Raw genomic sequence first — 21,832 nt, forward strand, 5'->3', positions numbered from 1 at the left:
CGGGTTTTCGGGCTGTCAGGCGGTGGCGAGTGCGGGGGTGACGTACTGGTTGGCGGGGCGGGGGAGGCCGTAGCGCTCCCGCAGGGTCCGGCGCGGGCCGTAGTCCGTACGCAGCAGGCCGCGGGCGCGCAGGATCGGTACGACGTGGTCGACGAAGGTCTCCAGGCCGGAGGGCAGCACGGGCGGCATGATGTTGAAGCCGTCGGCGGCGCCCTGGGTGAACCAGGTCTCGATGGCGTCGGCGACCTGCTCCGGTGTCCCGGCGAAGGTCAGATGCCCGCGGCCGCCGCCGAGCCGGCCGATCAGCTGCCGTACGGTGAGCCGCTCGCGGCGGGCGAGCCCGACGACCAGCGTGTAGCGGCTCTTCGCGCCCTCGATGGCGTCCTCGGGCGGCAGCTCGGCGGGGAGTTCCGCGTCCAGTTCCAGGGTGCCGGCGGGGAGATGCAGGAGCCGCTCCAGGTTGGCCACGCCGTGCCGGTGCACGATGTGGTCCTCCAGGAGCTGCTCGTGCGCCCGCGCCTCCGCCTCCGTCGAGCCGATGACGGGGACGATGCCGGGCAGCACCTTGACGTGGTCGGGGTCGCGGCCCGCCGCGGCCGTCCGTGCCTTGAGGTCGGCGTAGAACGCCCGCGCCTCCTCGACGGTCTGCTGCGCGGTGAACACGGCCTCCGCGTACCGGGCCGCGAACGCCTTGCCGTCCTCGCTGGAGCCCGCCTGCACGAGCAGCGGGTAACCCTGCGGGCTGCGGGGCACGTTGAGGGCGCCCTCGACACCGAAGTAGGTGCCCCGGTGCCGGGGCGGGTGGATCTTCGCGTCGTCGCCCCAGACGCCGGCCGCCTTGTCGGCGACGATCGCGTCGTCCTCCCAGCTGTCCCAGAGCTTCAGCGCCACGTCGAGGAACTCGGCGGCCCGCGCGTACCGCTCGGCGTGGGCGGGCTCCTCGTCGATCCCGAAGTTGCGGGCGGCCTCCGCCCCCGCCGTGGTGACGATGTTCCAGCCCGCCCGGCCGCCGCTGACGATGTCCAGCGAGGCGAACCTGCGGGCCAGGTTGTAGGGGGAGTTGTAGGAGGTGGAGGCGGTGGCGATCAGACCGATGTGCTCGGTCGCCGTCGCCAGCGCGGTGAGCAGGGTGAGCGGTTCCAGGGCCCCGGCGGGCCGCTGCGCGACGCTGCCCCACAGGTGCGGCCCGTCGGCGAGGAAGAGGGAGTCGAAGGTGCCGCGCTCGGCGGTCCGGGCGAGCCCGACGTAGTGCCCGAGGTCGACGTGCGCGTACGGGTCGCTCTCCGGCAGGCGCCAGGAGGCCTCGTGGTGACCGGTGTTCATGAGGAAGGCGTTGAGGTGGAGCCGGCGGGTCATGCGGGGTCCTTTGCGTGGTGTTTTGAGCCTGTCTGGGGGTACCCCCTCTGGGGGAGTTCGAGGACGAGGCCGAAGGCCGAAGCGGGGGTCCGGGGACGGCAGCCCCCGGGGCGGCCACCGCGACCGACGGTCACGTGACGTCCTCCGTGACGCCCAGCGCCGCCAGCAGCCGGCCTCGGTACTCCCCGCGCGGGCGGTCATGGTCCACGGTCAGGTCGAGACCGATCCGCCCCCGCTCCAGCACGAGCACCCGGTCGGCGAGGACGATCGCCTCGTCGACGTCGTGGGTGACGAGCAGCACCGACGGGCGGTGCCGCTTCCACAGCTCGCGCAGCAGGTGGTGCATCCTGATCCGGGTGAGCGCGTCCAGGGCGCCGAACGGCTCGTCGGCGAGGAGCAGTTCGGGCTCGCGGACCAGGGACCGGGCGAGCGCGGCACGCTGCGCCTCGCCGCCGGACAGCTCGCCCGGCCAGGCCCGCTCGCGGCCGCCGAGGCCGACCTCTTCGAGCGCGGCCCGCCCGAGGTCGTGGGCGTCCTTGCCCTCCAGGCCCAGCACCACGTTGTCCAGCACCCGCCGCCAGGGCAGCAGCCGGGAGTCCTGGAAGACCACCGACACCCGTTCGGGGGCGGTGAGTTCCCCGCTGCCGGCGACCCCGTGGTCGAGTCCGGCGACCGCCCGCAGCAGGGTGGACTTGCCGGAGCCGCTGTGCCCGAGCAGCGCGGTGAACTGCCCGGCCGGCAGGTCGAGGTCGACGGAGTCGAGGACCGTACGGTCCCCGAACGAACGGGTCAGTCCCCGGAGTCGCACGGCGGGGCGGGTCAGCTGCTCAGTGTGCGGCGCCACGACAGCACCCTCCGTTCGACGAGTCGGACCACGGTGTCGGAGACGAGGCCGAAGACGCCGTAGATCAGCAGACCGACGAGGATGATGTCGCTGCGCCCGTAGTTCTGGGCCTGGAACATCATGTAGCCGAGTCCGCTGGTGGCGTTGATCTGCTCCAGGACGACCAGGCCGAGCCAGGAGCCGGTGACGCCGAGCCGGAGCCCCACGAAGAATCCGGGCAGCGCGCCGGGGATCACGACCTCCCGGATGAACCGGACCCGCGACAGGTCCAGCACTTCGGCGAGTTCGACGTACCGGCTGTCGATGGCGGACAGCGCGGCATGCGTGTTCAGGTAGATGGGGATGTAGACGACGATCGCGATAATGGCGATCTTGAAAGTCTCGCCGATGCCCAGCCAGAGGATGAACAGCGGGATCAGGCCGAGGGTGGGGATCGCCCGGTTGATCTGCACGGTCCCGTCGATCAGCGCCTCGCCGGTGCGGGTGAGCCCGGAGGCCAGGGCCAGCAGCACCCCGGCGGTCAGGCCGATCGCGAAGCCGTACCCCGCCCGCTCCACGGAGGTCAGGATGTCGGTGCGCAGCGTCCCGGCGGTCCACAGGTGGACGGCGGTGTCCAGGACGGTCCAGGGTGCCGGGATGGCGCCGGGGTCGAGCTGCCCGGCGGCGGAGGCGATCGCCCAGGCGGCGAGGACGACGAGCGGACCGGCGAGCCGGGCGGCGGGCAGCCGGCGGCCGGGGGAGAGCCGGCGGCGCGGCCGGACCCGGTGCGCCTCGTCCTGGGCGACGGGAACCGGCACGGTGCCGGTGGTCACGGCGGTCATTTCCGGTACTCCGCCGGTACGGCCTCGGCGGCGAGGGACTCGAAGCGGTGGTCGAAGAGCGAGGTGACGTCGGTCTTCTTCACGAACCCGCCCTCCGCCAGCAGGTCCGCGGTCTCCTGCTCCCACTTGACGGCCTCGTCCCAGCTGGGCGGGAACAGCGGCTTGTTGGCGAGCTTGGTGATGCCCTGGGCCTGGGCGAGGGTCAGGTTCTGGGTCTTGACGTAGAACTCCTCGTTCCAGGTGTCCGGGTTCTCCCACTGCCAGACCAGGCCCTTGGCCCACTGCGGGATGTATGCGGCGACCGCGGCCGCCTTGGCCTTGTCGTTCAGCACCGCCTGCGGCGCCCACAGCAGGTTGAGCAGGTCGACGACGTCGGTGGCGATGGTGTGCGCGCCCTTCGGGCCGTACTGCTGGAGGTAGGCCGGCGCCTGGGAGTTGGCCAGCGGGGCCACGTCCACCTGGCCGGACTGCAGGGCGGTGAGGAACTGGTTGCTGGTCAGCGGGACCAGTTTCACGTCGTCGTAGGCGAGCCCGGCCTCCTTCAGCGCCCGCAGCAGGACCACGCCCTGCGCCTGCCCCTGCGAGAAGGCGAGCTTCTTTCCCTTGAATTCGGCGACCGTGCGTATGTCGCTGCCGGGCTTGGTGGCGAACAGGTAGTTCGGCTTGCGGGTCAGCTCGATCGCGACGATTTTTGCGGCGAAACCCTGGTACTGCGCCTGGATCGGCGGAATTCCCGCGTTGTTTGCGAGGTCGAGGGACTGGGCGCGGAACGCGTTGATGACATCGGGACCGGCACCGATGTTCACCCAGCTCGACACGGTGAACGGCAGCGCGGGCAGCTTCGCCAGCTTGAACTGCAACTGCTGCTGGCCCAGATAGGAGGCGATCTTCAGGCTGGTGCCGGCCGGGACCTTGTCGGCCAGCGGGGCGGTCGAGGCGCCCGCGGTGTCGGCGGCCGCACTGCCGCCCGCGCAGCCGCTCAGCCCGGCCACGGCCGCCGAGGCGCCGAGCAGTGAGGTGAGGAAGAGCCGGCGGTCGATGCCGGGGGAGGACGCAGAAGGCATGGGAGTGCTCCGGGGAGAAAAGCAGCAGAAAGGCAGGACGAATTCCCGGCGACGGAAGGCCGGAAAGAGAGATCTCACGCAGAGGGAAATGCGCGCCCGGGGCGCGTCAAGACGTCAGCAACAGAGGGTGCGACAGGTCATGAGATGGATGCTCCTTGCCGTGTGCGACGGCTGTCAATATTCCGAGTTTCTGAATTAAATAAGCTCTGGTGACAGGGCCGGAGCCGTGCCGTGCGAGGCGCTCAGCGGGTCCCGGTACAGCACGTCGAGGACCACCGAACCGCCCGCCACCGCCAGCACCGACTCGCGGAAACTGGTCGGTGCGACCAAGGCCGCCCGCTCCGCACCCACCGCCTCCCGCAGCGCGGCGAGGCAGTCCTCGCGGTAGAGCACGCCGACCTCGGTGACGACCACGCTCTCCGGGTTGAGGACGTCGAGCAGCAGCGCCGCCGCCCGCCCGGTCAGCCGTGCCCGCTCCACCAGCAGCCGTACGGCCGCCGGATCGCCGGCCCCGGCCGCCGTGAGGACGTCCATCGGATTGGTGCCGTCCACGACCCCGGCCGCCCGGGCCCGCCGCACCAGCGTGCGTTCGCTGAGCTCCACCTGGAGACAGCCGGTGCGTCCGCAGTCGCAGGGCTCGGTGCCGCCCGGCACCGGGAGGTGGCCGATCATGCCGGCCTGGGAGCGCGGGCCGTGGTGCACCTCGTCGCCGGTGGCGAAGGCCGCGTCGACCACGTTCCCGACGAACAGGTGCAGCACGCTCCGGCTGCCCCGGGCCCGTCCGAAGAGCCGCTCCCCGTTGACCAACGCGCGCGCGTGCCCGTCCACATGGACCGGCAGCCCGGTGTGCGCGCCGAGCAGCTCGCGCACCGGCACCTCGCGCCAGCCCAGCAGGGGGTGCTCGACGACGGTGCCGGAGTCCCGGTCCACCCAGCCGCCGACGGCCACGCCGATGCCCAGCGGCCTGCTGCCGGGCACCTCGTCGAGCAGCGCGGCGAGCCCGGCGGCGGCCCGGGCCAGCACCCCGCGCGGATCGGTGTCCCGGTGCTTCAGCTCCCGCCGTACGACGACCCGGCCGCGCAGGTCGAGCAGCGCGACCGTGGTGTACGGGACGGCCACGTGCACCCCGCCGACCACGAACCGCGAGTCGTCCAGGTCGACCGGCACGTGCGGCCGGCCCACGCCCTTGACGCGCTGCGGCGCCTCCGTCTCCCGGATCAGGCCGAGTTCGGTGAACCGGGCGCAGTAGTCGGTGACGGAGGCCGGGGACAGCCCGGTCAGCCGGGCGATGGTGGAGCGGGCGACCGGACCGTGCTCCAGCACCGAGCGGAGGACCACACTGGCGCTGGTCCGCCGCCGGTCACGGGGCGCGGAGGTGAGCGGGGGTGCCGCGGTACGGGGCATGGGAAACCGTCCTCGGGAACGGGGCCGACACGTCTCGGACGTCGAGGCGCGCCGGACCGGTCTCCCGCCGTGCGGCCTCAGAGCGGACGGCGACAGACGGCAGCCCCTTGCCGTCGCAGGTCGACATAGCGACGCGACGTGAGGTTCAGGGACTGGGCGACCATGTCCGGAAGCGTAGGCCAGAAACCTTGAATCCCACCAGACCGCTAGGGTTCGATTGGTGGAACTCCACAGGCTTGTTCAACGCTGTTGACGTGACTGAAACATCTCTGCCTCAGTGATCGGCGTCACCCCGTACCGCGTGTAACCCACACCCTTTGTGGAGAGCCCACCAAGTGCCGCTTCCGGCCTTTGTCGATCGCTGACGTGTCCGGCTCAGACGGCCCGGGATAGCGTCACGGTGTCCCTTGCCTGCCCCCACCCCGCGGAGTCCCCATGAGCACCGCCACCGCCGCCGCGTCGACCCGCACCGGCACCGTCCTCGCCGACCTCCTGCCCGCGTCCCGGGTGCGCGATGTCGCCCTCGTGGCGGGCGGCGCCGCGCTCACCGGCCTCGCCGCCCAGATCGCCGTCCCGGTGCCCGGCTCCCCGGTCCCGGTGACCGGCCAGACCTTCGCCGCCCTGCTCGTCGGCACCGCCCTCGGCGCCCGCCGCGGCCTGCTCTCCCTCGCCCTGTACGCCCTGGCCGGCCTCGCGGGCGTGCCCTGGTTCGCGAGCGGCACCTCCGGTGTCTCCGTCTCCTTCGGCTACATCCTCGGCATGATGCTCGCCTCCGCCGTCGTCGGCGCCCTGGCCCGGCGCGGCGCCGACCGCGGCGTGCTGCGCATGGCCGGCACGATGCTGCTCGGCGAGGCGGTCATCTACGCGGTCGGCGTGCCCTACCTCGCTTACGCCGCCGACATGTCCGCGTCCGCGGCGATCGCGGCCGGCCTCACCCCGTTCCTGATCGGCGACGCGGTGAAGGCGGCCCTGGCGATGGGCGCGGTGCCCGCGGCGTGGAAGCTCGTCGACAAGCGCTGACCCGGCCCGGCCGCAGCGGGGCCCGGGGTGCATCGGCACCCCGGGCCCCGCTGTCGTGCCGGGTGCTACGACTGCTGCCGCGGCCGCCGCTGAGACCACCACACCCCCGCCGCCCCGGCCGCGATCAGCGCCGCGCCCGCCGCGCCGAGCGGCAGCACGTCACTGCCCGCGCCGGTCTTCGGCAACTGGTCGCCGCTCGGCCCCACCGGCTTGTTGTCGGTGCCGAGCAGCAGCGGGGTGGCCGGGGCGTTCGGCGACGGGTTCGTCGTACCGAACGGCACCGGGCCCTGCTGCCAGAACGTCTTCTTCCCGTCCGCGCTCTGCACGGGCAGGCAGATCTTCCCGGTCCTGCCGAGGTCGAACGTGGCGTCCACGGCATAGGACTTCGACTTGCCCGCGCCGAGCGCGCCCACGGGACAGCTGAAGGCGCTGTTCGAGCCGGCCGGCAGATCCTTCGCGGCGACGGCGTCGCACCCCTGCACTCCGTTGACCTTCAGTCCGTCGAAACCGACCACCAAAAGCCGGATACTGTCGCTGTCCTTGGTCCCTTCGTTCTTCACGGTGGCGGTAATCGCCGTTTTCTGCGAACTGTTGTCGACCGAGATCCTCTCGGGCAGCGTGGTCGTCAGCCGCACACCGTCCGGCGCCTGGTCGACCGCCTTTCCCCCCTTGCCGCTTCCCGGTCCCTGGTCGTCGGCGACGGCCGTGAACGGCAGGATCAGCACGGCCGAGAAAGATGCCGTGACCAGCGATCCCGTGACCACGGTCAGCCGCCGGAGCACACGACGAGAACTCATGTTCGTCCCCCTTGCAACCCCCTGGACCGCGCCTGAATTCGCGGTCACCTGAAGAGGTACCACAAGATTTCTCCGCACTATGCTGGTACGGCCGTAAGTGTGACCATTGTGTGTCAGCAGGGGCGGTCGTTGAGGGGGTGCAGCGAATTGCCGGGGAATTCAGAGAATTCAGGGAATTCAGTTGGCGCGGAGAGTCCGGGGAATCCGGAGAACGCGGGGCCGGGCGGGGTTCCCGGGCTGCTGGTGACCGGCCGCTACCGGCTGGCCGAGAGTATCGGGCAGGGCGGCATGGGGCGGGTGTGGCGGGCCGCCGACGAGACGCTCGACCGGCAGGTCGCCGTCAAGGAGATGCGGATCGACGGCCTCGACGCCGAGGACACCCGCACCCGCCGCGAACGCACCCTGCGCGAGGCCAGGGCCACCGCCCGGATCGACCACCCCAACGTGGTACGTGTCTACGACGTCGTCGACGAGGGCGAACGTCTGTGGATCGTCATGGAGCTGATCAACGGCCGTTCCCTGGAGTGGATCATGGCCGAGGAGGGGCCGCTGAGCCCGCGCGCGACGGCCCGGATCGGCCTCGGCCTGGTCGCGGCGCTGCGCCAGGTGCACGCCGGGGGAGTGCTGCACCGCGACATCAAACCCGGGAACGTACTCGTCGAGAACACCGCGGGCAGGGTCGTCCTCACCGACTTCGGCATCGCCGCGATCCAGGACGCCAAGGCGCTCACCATGGCCGGCATGCTCGTCGGTTCCCCCGACTACATGGCACCCGAACGCGTCTCCGGCCGCCCGCAGGGCCCGCCCTCCGACCTCTGGTCGCTCGGCGCGACCCTGTGCGCCGCCCTCGGCGGCCGCTCCCCCTTCTCCCGCGACACCACCCTGGCCACCCTGCACGCCGTCCTCTACGAGAACCCCGAACTCCCCGCCACGGCAGGCCCGTTGCACGACCTGCTGGCAGCACTGCTGGAGAAGGAACCGACGGTACGGCCCGCACTGGCGGAGGTGGAGCAGGAACTGCACCCGGTGGCGTACCCGGCCCAGACCCCGACGGAGAGGTACCCGGCCCCACCTCCATCGGAACGCCCGACCCCGGCGTACGTGCTGCGCCTCCCGACACCGGAGGACGAACGCCCGCAACCGCCGACGCCGATCAGCGCATCGACAGAGGCGGCCACGGAACCTCGCGCGGAGGTCCGCTCCGAAACCCCGTCGACCGATTCGACAGGCCCCACACTCGAACGCCCCGAACTGCAGCGCCCCGTCAGGGGCGCGGGGAACTGCGCGACCAGCCCCCACGCACCCGCACCGAGCCACCACCGCAAGGCCCCCAAACGCACAACTCTCCTCGCCGTACTGGGAACCGCAGCGGTAGCCACCGCCCTCGCCATCCTCCTCACCACCACAACAGGCGGCAGCGACAGCAACAAAGCGACCGGCACCTCCTCAACCCCCTCGACACCGACGCCCACTTCATCGGCGCCCACAGTCGAGGGCACCGCCCGCCCCCGCTCCCTCCCACCCGGCACCCACGAGGAGGCCGGCGGCTTCGCCTGGGCGCCCCCCACCGGCTGGCGCAGGGACGTCAAGACGGGCGCCGAGGTCCACTACACCTCCCCCGACGGCGGCCAGGAACTCGTCGCCAAGTCCTCGCTCGCCCGCGGCGACCTCATGGACAGCTGGAGCGCCTCCGAACAGAGCGCCCACCAGGGCCGGGACTACACCAAGATCCGGCTGGCCGAGACGACCTTCCGCGGCTACCCGGCGGTGGTCTGGGAGTACACCTTCACCCTCAAGGGCACCCCCTGGCACGCACGGCTGCTGGGCTTCGACGCCGACGGCAAGTCGTACCAGATCAACACCTGGTACCAGCCGGCGGTCGAAGCCCAGGCCGTACGGACGTACGAGAAGGTGAAGGACAGCTTCACCCTGCTGTGAGGATCAGCCGACGGACACCCGGTCGGCGGGCTCGGCGACCGCCTCGTCCGCACGGCCGCCGGACACCTTCTGCTTCACCAGCGCGACGACGATCACCGCCGCCGCGACCAGCAGCGAGAGCAGCACCGTCGTACGACCGCTGCTCTCGCCCTCCGTGTCGGTCAGCATGTAGCCCAGCACGAAGACGATCAGACCGGCCGTCGCCCAGGTCAGGTACGGGTAGAGCCACATCTTCACGACGAGCTTCTCCGGCGCCTCGGCCTGGATGATCTTCCGCATGCGCAGCTGCGAGAAGCAGATGACGAGCCAGACGAACAGGGCGACCGCGCCGCTGGAGTTGACGAGGAAGAGGAAGACCGAGTCCGGGAACTTGTAGTTGAAGAAGACGGCGACGAACCCGAACAGCACGGACGCGATGATCGCGGCCATCGGCACACCGCGGGCGGTGGTCCGCGCGAACGCCTTCGGGGCGTCGCCCCGCTGCCCGAGCGAGAAGGCCATCCGGGAGGCCGTGTACAGGCCGGAGTTGAGACAGGACAGCACGGACGTCAGCACGATGAAGTTCATGATCTGACCGGCGTGCGCGATGCCGAGGGAGTCGAGGGCGGCGACGTACGAGCCCTTCTCCTTGATGGCCGGGTCGTTCCACGGCAGCAGCGAGACGACGATGAGGATCGAGCCGAGGTAGAAGACGCCGATCCGCCAGATGATGCTGTTGGTGGACTTGGTGACCGCGCGCTGCGGGTCCTCCGACTCGCCGGCGGCCAGGGTGGCGATCTCGCTGCCCATGAAGGAGAAGACGACGAGCAGGACGCCGGTGAGGATGGCGCCGGGCCCGTGCGGCAGGAAGCCGCCGTGGCCGGTGAGGTTGGAGAAGCTCGCCCTGTCGGTGTCCGCGCCGGGCAGCACGCCCAGCACGGCCAGCAGACCGACGACGATGAACGCGCCGATCGCGACGACCTTGATGCCGGCGAACCAGAACTCGAACTCGCCGTAGGAGCCGACGGAGACCAGGTTGGTGGCGGTGAGCACCGTCATCACGATGAGCGCCCAGGCCCACTGCGGTACGGCCGGGATCCAGCCTTCCAGGATCGTGGCACCGGCGGTGGCCTCGACCGCCAGCACCACCACCCAGAAGAACCAGTACAGCCAGCCGATGGAGAACCCGGCCCAGCGGCCGAGCGCGCGGTCCGCGTGCGCGGAGAACGATCCGGAGGTGGGGTTGGCGGCGGACATCTCGCCGAGCATCCGCATCACCAGCACGACGAGCGTGCCGACGAGCGCGTACGACAGCAGGATGCCGGGGCCTGCGGTGGTGATGCCGGTACTGGAACCGACGAAGAGGCCGGCGCCGATGACACCGCCGATGGCGATCATCGACAGATGGCGGTTCTTGAGTCCTGCTTTGAGACCGTCCTGGGGACCGGTGCCAGTCATGGGGGGAATCCTTTGCGCCGGGTGAGCGGGCTCTCGTACGAGCGGCGTACGAGTTGGTCCAGTGAAACGGAGGTGGACTGATTCCTGAACCTTTGAATCCAGATCGTTACTTGAGGTTTTCCTGAGGTTCTGTAGTGTTGCTCACAATTTTCGGGGTCCGGCCCCGCCCCTGCCGTGCGTTCACGCCCATGTCACACTCATCCCATGCGCGTGTATCTCGGCTCCGACCATGCGGGCTTCGAACTCAAGAACCACCTCGTCGAGTGGCTGAAGGCGGCGGGCCACGACCCCGTGGACTGCGGCCCCCACATCTACGACGCCGACGACGACTACCCGCCCTTCTGCCTCCGCGCGGCCGAGCGGACGGCGGCGGACCCCGACTCCCTCGGCATCGTGATCGGCGGCTCCGGAAACGGTGAGCAGATCGCCGCGAACAAGGTGAAGGGCGTGCGGGCTGCGCTTGCCTGGAGCGAGGAGACGGCTTCGCTCGGCCGGCAGCACAACGACGCGAACGTCGTGGCGGTGGGCGCGCGCATGCACACGCAGGACGAGGCGACGAAGTTCGTCGAGACCTTCCTGAACACGCCGTTCTCCGAGGGCGAGCGCCACATCCGGCGCATCGACATGCTGACGGCGTACGAGACCACGGGCGACCTTCCGCCGATCCCGGCGCACCACCCCCAGCCGTAGGCCTTCGCCCACCCACCCGTCCGACTCGGTCGCCCGAGAGGCGAGGCCCGGGGCGGGTGGGGCCGGGCAGCAGTTCGGCCGCGGGCTAGCGGGGGCTGGTCGCGCAGTTCCTCCCCCAGCCTTCGGCCGGGGGTACCCCCAGCGCCCCCACGGGGCGCCGGCGGTGGAGCCGCCGACCGACGCGGTCCCGCGCCCCCACGGGGCGCTGCACGGTGGTGCCGCCGACCGACGTAGTCCCGTGCCCCTGACCTGACGGGGAGCTGCAGCCGGGTCCCTTCGACGTTCACCTCTCCACTGACCGAGTCGGGTGGGTGGGTAGGAAAGGAATCACCTCAGTGCCAGAAGGGCACACGATCCACCGGCTCGCGCTGGACTACCGTCGGCTCGCCGGGCCCGTGAGGGCAACCAGCCCGCAGGGCAAGTTCTCCGACGCCGCCGAGCTGATCGACGGCGCCCCCCTCACCCGTACCGAGGCCCACGGCAAGCACCTCTTCCTCGGCTTCCGCGACAGCGACTGGGTCCACATCCACCTCGGCCTCTTCGGCAAGGTCGCCTTCGGCGACGCCCCCGCGCCCCCGGCCACCGACACCGTCCGCCTGCGCCTGGCGAACCCCACCGCCTACGTCGACCTGCGCGGCCCCACCACGTGCGCTCTGATCACCGACGCCGAGAAGAACGCCGTACACGCCCGCCTCGGCCCGGACCCGCTCCGCGACGACGCCGACCCGGACGCCGCGTACCGCAGGATCTCCCGCAGCCGTACGACGATCGCCGCCCTGCTGATGGACCAGAAGGTCATCGCCGGGGTCGGGAACGTCTACCGGGCCGAGGTCCTGTTCCGGCACGGGATCGACCCGTACCGCGCGGGAAAGGACATCACCCCTGCCGAGTGGGACGGCATCTGGACCGACCTCGTCGGACTCATGCACGAGGGCGTCCGCAACAACCGCATCGACACCGTCCGGCCCGAGCACACCCCGCAGGCGATGGGCCGCCCGCCGCGCGTGGACGACCACGGCGGCGAGGTGTACGTCTACCGCCGGGCCACCCTGCCCTGCCACCTCTGCGGCACCGGGATCCGCACCGCAGGCCTGGCCGCCCGCAACCTCTTCTGGTGCCCCGCCTGCCAGCAGCGCTGACCGCGCGGCGAGAACCGGCGGACTAGAAGCCGTGCGGCAGCCACGGCTGCACCGGTGAGCCGAACGCCACCGACGCCTCCGCCAGCGCCCCCGGCCGCAGTTCGCCCACCCGCCCGGCCCGCGCCAGCGACAGCAGGGACACGCCACCCAGGTACGCCGCCCCCAGCTCCCGTACCGACAGCGTCAGCTCGGCCGCGTCCGTCGTACGCTCGCAGGACGCCCCCTTGGTGTCCCCGGTCAGCCGCCAACGCCCCGCGTTCCAGGGGCAGAAGGCGTCGGCCACCTCCAGCACCACGTCCACCGGCGTCTGGTAGGTCCGCGCCGCGAGCGCCGCACCGACGTCGACGAGACGCACGTACCCCATGTCCCGCACCCGCGTCAGACAGCGCCGGATGTCGGAGACCTGGTACTGCCAGGCGTCGTCGACCGGCCGCCCCCGCACCGTCAGCGTCGACATCAGGTCGATGCCGAACAGGAACCGCCACAGTGCCGCGTCGCTCGCGGGATCCAGCGCGGCCAGGTACTCCAGCGACACCGTGCCGTCGTGCCCGCTCGGCGACCAGCCCAGCTTCGTACGGAACCGGGCGTACCCGGTGATCCGCCCCTCCCGCTCGGCGACCACGCACTGCAGCGCCGAGGCCCCGCCCCGCTCGCTCTCCGGGTCCAGCAGCCCCACCCGCTCCCAGCCGGGCTGCCGGGACAGCATCCCGGGCCGCAGCGGCACCAGCTCCGCGTACACCGCCTCGCACGCGCCGAGCACGTCGGCCGGGTCGGCGTACCGCAGCCGTACGTCATCCGTGCCGGCCGGCACGTCCAGCGTCACCCGGCTCGTGTCGATCTCGGCCTGCAACTGGAAGGTCGCGGCGTCGTACCCGAAGCGGCCGTAGATCGCCGGCTCGGAGGCGGTCAGCGCGGCCAGCGGCTCGCCCCACTCCCGTACGTCGTCCAGCTGGCGGCGCATCATCGACGTCAGCACCCCGCGCCGCCGGTGCGTCGCGGCCACGCTCACCATGGTGATCCCCGCGGTGGGCAGCACGGCACCGCCCGGCACGGTCATCCGGAACCGGAACGCCCCCGTCGTGCCGACCAGTTCGGACCCGTCCCAGACGGCCAGCGAGCGCTCGCACTCGGTCAGGGACCGGTCCAGGTCGCGCTCCTCGGCCGCAGCCGGACCGGCGCCGAAGGCCCGCACCAGATGGTCCCACCACCCGTCGAACTCCTCCGGACGCAGCACCTTCAACTCGGTCGCACGCTCGGTCGCCATACGCCATGCCTACCAGCGCACAGCAGGACGGGCCAGCGAATTTCTCCCGGACGGCGACGCGGGGGCGTCCGGTGAAGTTCACTGTGAAGTCGCACCCGAAGGTGAGCCTCGGACGGGGGACAAGTGGGACCTCCCGTGCCAAGCAGCTGGTCCGATGGATAGGGTCCCGAACTAATGGCAGTAGACCGAGAGCGGCGCGCGAAGGCCGAGACGCTTCCGGCCCGGTGGAAAGTGCAGTGGCATCGGGTCCGCGTCGGCGTGCGCAGAAGCGCCGTGGACTACTTCCGTGGCGACGGATCCGACTGGATCGCCCTGATCGGGCTGCTCCTGACGGTCCCGGTCCTCGCCGCCATGACCCTCGCCAACTCGGTCTGGTTCTCCCCGGCCGCGCTGGTCCTGCCGATCATCGCGGGGGGCCTGCTGCTGCGCCCGGCGAGCCTGCTCGGCCTGTACGCGGCGGCGGCCACCGCCCTGATCGTGGAGTCGGTACGGCTCGGCCCCTACACCGAGGGCCCCTCCCGGGTCACCCCGGGCGTGGTCCTGGTCGTCGCCGCCTGCGGTTTCTTCGGTCTCCTCACCGCCCAGTTCCGCAGCCGCGTCGGCGTCCCCTGGCGGCGCGGCGGCACCATGCTCTTCGACCTGCGCGAACGCATCCGGGTGCAGAGCAAGCTGCCGAAGCTGCCGCCGGGCTGGCACCGCGAGATGGCCCTGCGGCCGGCCGGCGGGCAGTCCTTCTCCGGCGACTTCGTGGTCGCGGCCCGTACGAACAACGGCCGCACGATGGAGGTCGTCCTCACCGACGTCTCCGGCAAGGGCATGGACGCGGCGTCCAGAGCCCTCCTGCTCTCCGGCGCCTTCGGCGGCCTCCTCGGCTCCCTCCCGCCGCACGCCTTCCTCCCCGCCGCCAACGGCTACCTGCTCCGCCAGGACTGGGACGAGGGCTTCGCGACCTCCATACACCTGGTCCTGGACCTCGACTCCGGCGACTACGAGCTGTACTCCGCGGGCCACCCGCCCGGTCTCCAGCTCAGCGCCGGCAGCGGCCGCTGGGAGGAGAAGGCCGCCGAAGGACCCCTCCTCGGGGTCTACGACGGTGCCCAGTTCGACCCGGTCAAGGGCTCGCTGCGCCCCGGCGACGTCCTGATGATCTTCACGGACGGCCTGGTGGAGACGTCCGACCGCGACATCGTGGAAGGCATAGACCGCCTCACGGGAGAGGCCGACCGCTACGTCGCCGGCGGCTTCCACGGCGCCGCCTGGCACCTCATCGAGGCGGTGGCCAAGGACGTCAACGACGACAGGGCGCTGCTCCTGATCTGCCGGGAGGCGGCGAGATGACCGCGGACCGGGTCCGGCTGCGGACCGTCGGCGGCCGCGGGCCCCGCGGGGGCTGATCGCGCGGTTCCTCCCCCAGCCTTCGGCCGGGGGTTCCCCCAGCGCCCCGTCAGGGGCGCTGCCCCAGCCGCGTCCTGCATAGCCACGCGCGGCTATGCAGCGCCTTCAGCCGCGGGCAGTCGTGTCAGCTCATTCAGCCGCGGGCAGTCGTGCCGCTGGGGCGGCACGGGTGGGCGCTGGGGGTCCCCCCCCCCGGCCGAAGGCTGGGGGAGGCACCCTGCAAGCGCCGGTAAGTGACTCCCCCCGCCCCGGCCACGAGATACTCGCACCGTGACCCGGACCCCACTCACCCTCCCCGAAGTCGAGAAGCTGGCCCGAGCCGCCCACGCGGCGCAGACCGACAAGGCCGGGCGGCCCTACGCCGAGCACCTCGCCGCCGTCGCCCACGGCGCAGCCGCCCGTGGTGGCGACCCGGAGCAGATCGCCGCCGCCTGGCTGCACGACGCCGTCGAGGACCACGCCCTCACCGAGGAGTGGCTGGACACGGCCGCCCTGAGCCCCCGCACGAAGGCCATCGTGCTCGCCCTCACCAAACACCCCGGCGAGCCCCCCGAGTCGTACGCCCGCCGCATCCTCACCACCCCCGGCGCCCTCCTCGTCAAGGAAGCCGACCTCGCGCACAACGCCGACCCCGGCCGTCTCGCCGTACTGGACGAGGACACCCGGAACCGGCTGACCGAGAAGTACGCCCGGATGCGCGCCCTCCTCGGTCTCCGCGGGTAGGCACGCTCACGCGTTGGCCATCTCCCGGCTCCGCGGCTCCCGTTCCCGCGCCGTTTCCGCCGGGTCCCGCCGGAACGCCCAGTCCATCCGCGGCTCCATGGAGAACCGGAACACCCGCCGCGCGGGCCGGGTGCACAGCAGCGTCACGCACGCGCCCGCGAGCGCCGTGACGAGGATCTCGCCGAGCGGCCCGTGCAGCCACTTCGGGTCGAACCAGCCCGCGTGGACGCCGTACTTCACCACGAAGCCGTGCAGGAGGTAGCCGTACAGCGTGCCCGCGCCGAGCGCGGTGAACCACGTCCGCCGGCCCGGTACCCACGAGAAGAAGCCGGCCGTCAGCAGCATCGAGCAGCCGAACATGGCGAGCACCATCACCGGCCCGCACCACCACGGCGCGCCCAGCTCCTGCGCGGAGTCCCGGTGGTAGAACCACGCGGTGTTCATCCGCGGCACCGACCACCACGCGAACGCCAGCGCGAGGGCGAACACCGGCACCGCGGCGATCCGCACCGGCCACCGGCGCACCAGCCGGAAGTGCTCGGGCCGCAGGCACAGGCCGAGCACGAAGTACGGCAGGAACTGCAGCACCCGTTGGAGGTCGAGGTCGTCACCGATGCTCGGGGACACGGACGCCAGCATCGCGATGCCGAAGGCGACCGGAAGGGGATGGCGGACCGCCTTCCACAGGGGCGTGGTCAGGCGCCAGACGAACAGCGCGCACAGGAACCAGGTCAGGTACCAGGGATCGAGCAGGCTGATGTCCTGGCCGGAGTCGCCGACCACGAAGCGCTGGAAGAGCGAGTAGGCCGTCTCGAACAGGACGTAGGGGACGACGACCCCGGTGACCAGCCGCTTCAGCCGGTCCGGGCGCATGTCGAAGTTCCGCGAGAAGTAGCCGGAGACGATGATGAACGCCGGCATGTGGAAGGCGTACACGACGCAGTACATCGCCTCCAGGACGCGACTGTCGCCCTTCAGCGGCTCCCATGAGTGACCCATCGCGACGAGCACGATCGCCAGGTACTTGGCGTTGTCGAAGAACGCGTCGCGGGGTCTGCCCGCCGGCGGCAGGGCCGGGGGACGTGGTGTTCGGTTCTGGCCGGGGGACGTGGCGGCGTCAAACATCTGAGGCACCTTAGCGGTGCCTGTGGGATTTCGTAAATCCGCCGATGAGAGACCTGGTATTCGGCGACAAGCATATGTGGATCGCCGGGGGATTTACCGGGGTCGATGCCTGTGTCTATGCAGTTCCATGCGCCACTTACACCCGCGATGTCCGCATTCATCCGTACTAATTAGTGCATAACGACCGCAGGTCGTCGCCCTTTGCCGTGCCTGTGTCAACAATTCGAATTGGCTGCGCGCGAGTTGTGTGGACACGGAAACCATGTCCGTCAATTGCCGTGGATCCGTGGGCGGGTGGGATCTCGAATTGCAGTGCGGGCAGTAGTCGGTGTGCGGTGAGTTGTCGACGTTGTGTCACGAACCGCATAGTGCGGCCGGGTTGGTGGCACGATGGATCTGGCGGGGGTGCGGGGCCGTACCCCAGGGCCGGAGAGCGGACCGACCGAGGGTGTGATCAGTTGTGGCCATTTCACTGTCTGTGGTGTTGCTGTTGGCGATCATCCTTGTGGTGATGATGAGAGGGGGGAACATCAAGGCAGGCCCCGCCATCGTCGCCGTCCTCTTCGGCTTCTTCCTCGCGTCGACCGGGATGGCCCCCTCCATCCAGCGCTTCCTCGACTCGCTGGCGCAGACCATAAACTCGATCAACTTCTGACCTCGGAAGCCGGCCGGCGGCACGTGGCCCCCGCCATGACGGCCGCGTACCCCGCATCCCCGACGGCACCCTCGGTGGCGGCGCCCCGTACCGCATCCCGTGACGTCACCGGATCGAGTGGCGGCACGCGCGGAAGATCGAGTGGCGGCACGCGCGGAAGGCCGTGCGGCGGGCAATGGTGGCCGTCGTCGTCCGCCCCGACGGCGGCGGGGTGCGCCCGGGCGGGCGAAGGGGCGCCGGCTGCGGGCGGCCACGGTGCCCTCGCAATCCGTGCCGATCCGGCTCCCACAACGACTCAGGCCCGGCTCACCGAGTGGATCTACCCGGTGACCTGGGCCTGAGCGATTCAGAGCGGGCGACGGGAATCGAACCCGCGTAGTCAGTTTGGAAGACTGAAGCTCTACCATTGAGCTACGCCCGCACGACACGCGCCGCAGGTCGGTGACCGCGGCACAGGAGGCATCGTAGCGGGTCGTCCGGCACGTAGGCCAACGTGATTGGTCTGCGGGGATGTGGCGGGGGCGCGGCAGCGAAGCGATGCCGGTGCGGGTGAACAAAGCAGCCGACGCAGGCGGCCCGGGCATGTACCCTACGTGTCGCACCGAAACGGGGTGTGGCGCAGCTTGGTAGCGCGTCCGCTTTGGGAGCGGAAGGCCGTGGGTTCAAATCCCGCCACCCCGACCACCACCTGACGGCGTCCGTCTTGATCGCCTTTTGGGGCGCTGAGCGGCTGCGGTTACTATGCAAGCTGCGCGCCCGTGTGTCCCGGCCCGCCAGACGGCGGCCTACGAACTCCTCCGGGCGGCGAAACTCCGCCGGGCCCCTCTGGCACCGGCAGAACCCGAGAAGTCAGCCACAAGGAGACCGAACCGTGAAGAGCGCCGTGGAGACCCTGAACCCGACCCGGGTTCGGCTCACTGTCGAGGTGCCCTTCGAGGAGCTCAAGGACAGCCTCGACGCGGCGTACAAGAAGATCAACCAGCAGGTCACGGTGAAGGGCTTCCGCAAGGGCAAGATCCCGGCCCGCGTCATCGACCAGCGGTTCGGCCGCGGAGCGGTGCTGGAGGAGGCCGTCAACGACGCGCTCCCGAAGTTCTACACCGAAGCGGTCAACGAGGCCGAGCTGAACCCGCTGGGCCAGCCCGAGGTCGACATCACCGAGCTGAAGGACGGCGAGACGCTGAACTTCACCGCCGAGGTCGACGTCCGCCCGGCCCTGGAGATCCCGGACTACACGGGCATCGAGGTCGAGGTCGACGCCGTCGAGGTCAGCGACGAGGACGTCGAGAAGTCGGTCGAGCAGCTCCGTGAGCGCTTCGCCTCCACCTCCCCGGTGGAGCGCGCCGCCGAGGACGGCGACGTCGTCACCATCGACCTGGAGGCCAAGGTCGACGGCGAGGTCCTGGAGGACGGCATCGCGAGCGGTGTCTCCTACACCATCGGCTCCGGCGAGCTGCTGGACGGCATCGACGACGCCGTGAAGGGCCTGGAGGCCGGTGGCGAGGCCACCTTCACCTCCGAGCTCAAGGGCGGCTCCGCGGCCGGCCGCGAGGCCGAGGTCACCGTCAAGGTCACCCAGGTCGCCGCCCGCGAACTCCCCGAGCTGGACGACGAGTTCGCGCAGCTCGCCTCCGAGTTCGACACCCTGGACGAGCTCAAGGACGACAGCCGCAAGCGTCTCGCCAACATGAAGACGTACGACCAGGCCACGCAGGCCCAGGAGCGCGTCCTGGAGAAGCTGCTGGAGCTCGTCGAGGTGCCGGTCCCCGAGAAGCTCCTCGAGGACGAGATCAACACCCGCAAGCACAACCTGGAGCACCACCAGCTCGGCCAGATGGGTCTCGACCTGGAGAAGTACCTCGAGATCCAGGGCAAGACCGCCGAGGAGTTCGAGACCGAGACCCGCGAGGCCGCGGTCAAGGGCATCAAGACCCAGTTCGTCCTCGACGAGCTGGTCAAGGTCGAGAAGCTGAACGTCAACCAGGAGGAGCTCACCGAGCACCTCATGCGGCGCGCGGCCTCCTCCGGCATGTCCCCCGACCAGTTCGCCCAGGCCGTGGTGGAGGGTGGCCAGGTCCCGCTCCTGGTCGGCGAGGTCGCCCGCGGCAAGGCCCTGGCCGTCGTGGTCGAGGCCGCCACGGTGAAGGACACCAACGGCGAGATCGTCGACCTGGACGACGAGGACGAGGACGAGACCGAGACGGAGGCCCCTGAGGCCGCCGCCGAGGCCACGGACGCCTCCGCCGAGGACAAGACCGAGGGCTGAGCCCTACGGCGCCCATAACGGCGCACAGGGGCTCCTGGGACCATCCCGGGAGCCCCTTCGTCATACGCCCGGCGGTGGCGCCCCTGAAGGCGGCGCAGCCGCCGCCTGGGGGCGCGGGGAACTGCGCGACCAGCCCCCACGCGCCCGCACTCGCCCACCCCCCGGCACGGTCACGGCGGGTCGACAGCGGCCCATCCGCCGGAGGCACCCGCACTACGCCCCCGGCGAACAGCCCTCTTACCGGGATTCCCCGAAGGGACCATCGCGTTAGGGTCCATGAGTACGAGGGCAGCCAAGCCCCCGGCTACGGAAACGTGAGACGGCCCGGCGCCGTCGTACAGACGAGCAGGTGGATACGTGACGAATCTGATGCCCTCCGCCGCCGGCGAGCCTTCCATCGGTGGTGGCCTCGGTGACCAGGTGTACAACCGGCTGCTCGGTGAGCGGATCATCTTCCTCGGCCAGCAGGTGGACGACGACATCGCGAACAAGATCACCGCGCAGCTGCTGCTGCTCGCGGCCGATCCCGCCAAGGACATCTACCTCTACATCAACAGCCCCGGTGGCTCGGTGACCGCCGGCATGGCGATCTACGACACCATGCAGTACATCCCGAACGACGTGGTGACCATCGCGATGGGCATGGCGGCCTCGATGGGCCAGTTCCTGCTCACCGGCGGCGCCGCCGGCAAGCGCTTCGCGCTGCCGCACGCCGACATCATGATGCACCAGGGCTCCGCGGGCCTCGGCGGTACCGTCTCGGACATCAAGATCCAGGCCGAGTACCTGCTGCGCACCAAGAAGCGCATGTCCGAGCTGACCGCGCAGCACTCCGGCCAGACCGTCGAGACGATCATCCGCGACGGCGACCGCGACCGCTGGTTCACCCCGGAAGAGGCCAAGGAGTACGGTCTCATTGACGAGATCATCACGCATGCCTCCGGTGTTCCGGGAGGCGGCGGCACCGGCGCCTGAGACCAGGCCCGGCCACGCAACGCTCCGCCGAGACTCCAGCCCCCCGAACGCCACCAGGACGGTGAACACCCTCATGAGCAACATTCCCGGCGCCGCTGACGCCCGCTACGACGGGCCCCGGCCCGACGCCCGCTACGTCATCCCGCGCTTCGTCGAGCGCACCTCCCAGGGCATCCGCGAGTACGACCCGTACGCGAAGCTCTTCGAGGAGCGCGTGATCTTCCTCGGCGTCCAGATCGACGACGCCTCCGCCAACGACGTCATGGCGCAGCTGCTGTGCCTGGAGTCGATGGACCCGGACCGGGACATCTCGATCTACATCAACAGCCCGGGCGGCGACATGACCGCCCTCACGGCGATCTACGACACGATGCAGTTCGTGAAGCCCGACATCCAGACGGTCTGCATGGGCCAGGCGGCCTCCGCCGCGGCCATCCTGCTGGCCGCGGGCACGCCCGGCAAGCGCATGGCGCTGCCGAACTCCCGCGTGCTGATCCACCAGCCGGCCGGTTCCACCGGCCGCGGCCAGCTCTCCGACCTGGAGATCATCGCCAAGGAGTTCACGCGCATGCGTGACCAGCTGGAGTCCATGCTGGCCAAGCACTCCAACCGGGCGATCGAGCAGGTCCGCGAGGACATCGAGCGCGACAAGATCCTCACGGCCGAGGAAGCGCTCGAGTACGGCATCGTGGACCAGATCATCTCCACCCGGAAGATGAACAACGCTGACGTCCGCTGACACAGGCCGCGGGCAGAGAATGTATTCTCTGCCGCCCTTGGCACGGTTTGACCGCGCGCACGGCAAGGTGCACGTCAAAGTGAACCGTGCCAAGGGGGGCCCGTACGGGGGGCTCGGCAAGGTACCGTCGACATAAGGCAGCACCAGGAGCCGCTGGATTCGAGAGAGTCCAGGCGTCTC

19 protein-coding genes and 2 tRNA genes are annotated in these 21,832 nt (G+C 70.6%); 11 read left to right on the top strand and 10 right to left on the bottom strand.

Features of this window, described 5'->3' with window-relative positions; genetic code table 11:
• Nucleotides 1–15: 15 nt before the first annotated feature.
• The 5 genes from ACFY6U_RS20300 to ACFY6U_RS20320 form a co-directional block, all read right to left on the bottom strand.
• The gene (locus ACFY6U_RS20300) at nucleotides 16–1,356 is read right to left on the bottom strand and encodes an LLM class flavin-dependent oxidoreductase (RefSeq protein WP_390040040.1); all 1,341 of its coding nucleotides are present in this window, start codon (nucleotides 1,354–1,356) and stop codon (nucleotides 16–18) included.
• Between the two features lie 130 nt (nucleotides 1,357–1,486).
• Nucleotides 1,487–2,200: an ABC transporter ATP-binding protein gene (locus tag ACFY6U_RS20305; protein ID WP_390040042.1), complete on the bottom strand. Its 714-nt coding sequence runs from the start codon at nucleotides 2,198–2,200 to the stop codon at nucleotides 1,487–1,489.
• Entirely contained in the window at nucleotides 2,176–3,021 is an 846-nt protein-coding gene (locus tag ACFY6U_RS20310; protein WP_390040043.1) for an ABC transporter permease, read from the bottom strand. The genes ACFY6U_RS20305 and ACFY6U_RS20310 overlap by 25 nt, the downstream gene beginning before the upstream one ends.
• Complete coding sequence (locus tag ACFY6U_RS20315; RefSeq protein WP_390040045.1) at nucleotides 3,018–4,085, bottom strand: ABC transporter substrate-binding protein; 1,068 nt, start codon at nucleotides 4,083–4,085, stop codon at nucleotides 3,018–3,020. The genes ACFY6U_RS20310 and ACFY6U_RS20315 overlap by 4 nt, the downstream gene beginning before the upstream one ends.
• A gap of 195 nt (nucleotides 4,086–4,280) precedes the next feature.
• A complete protein-coding gene (locus ACFY6U_RS20320) occupies nucleotides 4,281–5,489 on the bottom strand; it encodes an ROK family protein (RefSeq protein ID WP_390040047.1) in 1,209 nt (402 codons plus the stop codon).
• A gap of 435 nt (nucleotides 5,490–5,924) precedes the next feature.
• Between ACFY6U_RS20320 and ACFY6U_RS20325 the strand changes: the two genes are divergently transcribed.
• Nucleotides 5,925–6,509, top strand: coding sequence for a biotin transporter BioY (locus ACFY6U_RS20325; RefSeq protein ID WP_390040048.1), 585 nt, complete (start codon nucleotides 5,925–5,927; stop codon nucleotides 6,507–6,509).
• Nucleotides 6,510–6,574: 65 nt separating this feature from the next.
• Here ACFY6U_RS20325 and ACFY6U_RS20330 read toward each other — a convergent pair whose 3' ends face one another.
• Nucleotides 6,575–7,306: an LPXTG cell wall anchor domain-containing protein gene (locus ACFY6U_RS20330; RefSeq protein WP_390040050.1), complete on the bottom strand. Its 732-nt coding sequence runs from the start codon at nucleotides 7,304–7,306 to the stop codon at nucleotides 6,575–6,577.
• Nucleotides 7,307–7,594: 288 nt separating this feature from the next.
• Here ACFY6U_RS20330 and ACFY6U_RS20335 point away from each other — a divergent pair, with 288 nt between their 5' ends.
• Nucleotides 7,595–9,244 carry a protein kinase gene (locus ACFY6U_RS20335; protein WP_390040442.1) on the top strand — a complete coding sequence of 550 codons (1,650 nt, stop codon included), beginning with the start codon at nucleotides 7,595–7,597 and terminating at the stop codon, nucleotides 9,242–9,244.
• 3 nt (nucleotides 9,245–9,247) lie between these two features.
• Here the strand turns inward: ACFY6U_RS20335 and ACFY6U_RS20340 are convergent, their stop codons facing one another.
• Nucleotides 9,248–10,681: an amino acid permease gene (locus ACFY6U_RS20340; RefSeq protein WP_390040052.1), complete on the bottom strand. Its 1,434-nt coding sequence runs from the start codon at nucleotides 10,679–10,681 to the stop codon at nucleotides 9,248–9,250.
• Between the two features lie 204 nt (nucleotides 10,682–10,885).
• Here ACFY6U_RS20340 and ACFY6U_RS20345 point away from each other — a divergent pair, with 204 nt between their 5' ends.
• Nucleotides 10,886–11,371 (top strand): ribose-5-phosphate isomerase, encoded by a 486-nt coding sequence (locus tag ACFY6U_RS20345; RefSeq protein ID WP_351500145.1) that lies wholly within the window; start codon nucleotides 10,886–10,888, stop codon nucleotides 11,369–11,371.
• 326 nt (nucleotides 11,372–11,697) lie between these two features.
• Nucleotides 11,698–12,510, top strand: a complete 813-nt coding sequence (locus tag ACFY6U_RS20350) for an Fpg/Nei family DNA glycosylase (RefSeq protein WP_390040444.1) — start codon at nucleotides 11,698–11,700, stop codon at nucleotides 12,508–12,510.
• A gap of 22 nt (nucleotides 12,511–12,532) precedes the next feature.
• Here ACFY6U_RS20350 and ACFY6U_RS20355 read toward each other — a convergent pair whose 3' ends face one another.
• Nucleotides 12,533–13,774, bottom strand: a complete 1,242-nt coding sequence (locus ACFY6U_RS20355) for a GNAT family N-acetyltransferase (protein WP_390040054.1) — start codon at nucleotides 13,772–13,774, stop codon at nucleotides 12,533–12,535.
• Nucleotides 13,775–13,948: 174 nt separating this feature from the next.
• On the opposite strand from ACFY6U_RS20355, the gene ACFY6U_RS20360 reads away from it, so the two are divergent.
• A complete protein-coding gene (locus ACFY6U_RS20360; protein ID WP_351500139.1) occupies nucleotides 13,949–15,112 on the top strand; it encodes a PP2C family protein-serine/threonine phosphatase in 1,164 nt (387 codons plus the stop codon).
• 327 nt (nucleotides 15,113–15,439) lie between these two features.
• Nucleotides 15,440–15,892 (top strand): HD domain-containing protein, encoded by a 453-nt coding sequence (locus tag ACFY6U_RS20365; RefSeq protein WP_390040056.1) that lies wholly within the window; start codon nucleotides 15,440–15,442, stop codon nucleotides 15,890–15,892.
• A 6-nt stretch (nucleotides 15,893–15,898) separates the two neighbouring features.
• Here ACFY6U_RS20365 and ACFY6U_RS20370 read toward each other — a convergent pair whose 3' ends face one another.
• A complete protein-coding gene (locus ACFY6U_RS20370) occupies nucleotides 15,899–17,017 on the bottom strand; it encodes an acyltransferase family protein (protein WP_390040058.1) in 1,119 nt (372 codons plus the stop codon).
• A gap of 460 nt (nucleotides 17,018–17,477) precedes the next feature.
• On the opposite strand from ACFY6U_RS20370, the gene ACFY6U_RS20375 reads away from it, so the two are divergent.
• On the top strand, nucleotides 17,478–17,672 hold the full coding sequence (locus ACFY6U_RS20375; protein ID WP_089107496.1) for a hypothetical protein: 195 nt from the start codon (nucleotides 17,478–17,480) through the stop codon (nucleotides 17,670–17,672).
• Nucleotides 17,673–18,022: 350 nt separating this feature from the next.
• Here the strand turns inward: ACFY6U_RS20375 and ACFY6U_RS20380 are convergent.
• Nucleotides 18,023–18,093, bottom strand: a tRNA-Gly gene (locus ACFY6U_RS20380).
• A gap of 186 nt (nucleotides 18,094–18,279) precedes the next feature.
• On the opposite strand from ACFY6U_RS20380, the gene ACFY6U_RS20385 reads away from it, so the two are divergent.
• From ACFY6U_RS20385 to ACFY6U_RS20400, 4 genes are all read left to right on the top strand, one after another.
• Nucleotides 18,280–18,356, top strand: a tRNA-Pro gene (locus tag ACFY6U_RS20385).
• 187 nt (nucleotides 18,357–18,543) lie between these two features.
• The gene (tig, locus tag ACFY6U_RS20390) at nucleotides 18,544–19,938 is read left to right on the top strand and encodes a trigger factor (protein WP_390040061.1); all 1,395 of its coding nucleotides are present in this window, start codon (nucleotides 18,544–18,546) and stop codon (nucleotides 19,936–19,938) included.
• A gap of 369 nt (nucleotides 19,939–20,307) precedes the next feature.
• Nucleotides 20,308–20,913 (top strand): ATP-dependent Clp protease proteolytic subunit, encoded by a 606-nt coding sequence (locus tag ACFY6U_RS20395; protein ID WP_390040446.1) that lies wholly within the window; start codon nucleotides 20,308–20,310, stop codon nucleotides 20,911–20,913.
• A gap of 73 nt (nucleotides 20,914–20,986) precedes the next feature.
• Nucleotides 20,987–21,652: an ATP-dependent Clp protease proteolytic subunit gene (locus tag ACFY6U_RS20400; protein WP_390040063.1), complete on the top strand. Its 666-nt coding sequence runs from the start codon at nucleotides 20,987–20,989 to the stop codon at nucleotides 21,650–21,652.
• Nucleotides 21,653–21,832: the final 180 nt, after the last annotated feature.

This window comes from Streptomyces sp. NPDC013157 (genome assembly GCF_042899865.1).
Taxonomy (GTDB): domain Bacteria; phylum Actinomycetota; class Actinomycetes; order Streptomycetales; family Streptomycetaceae; genus Streptomyces.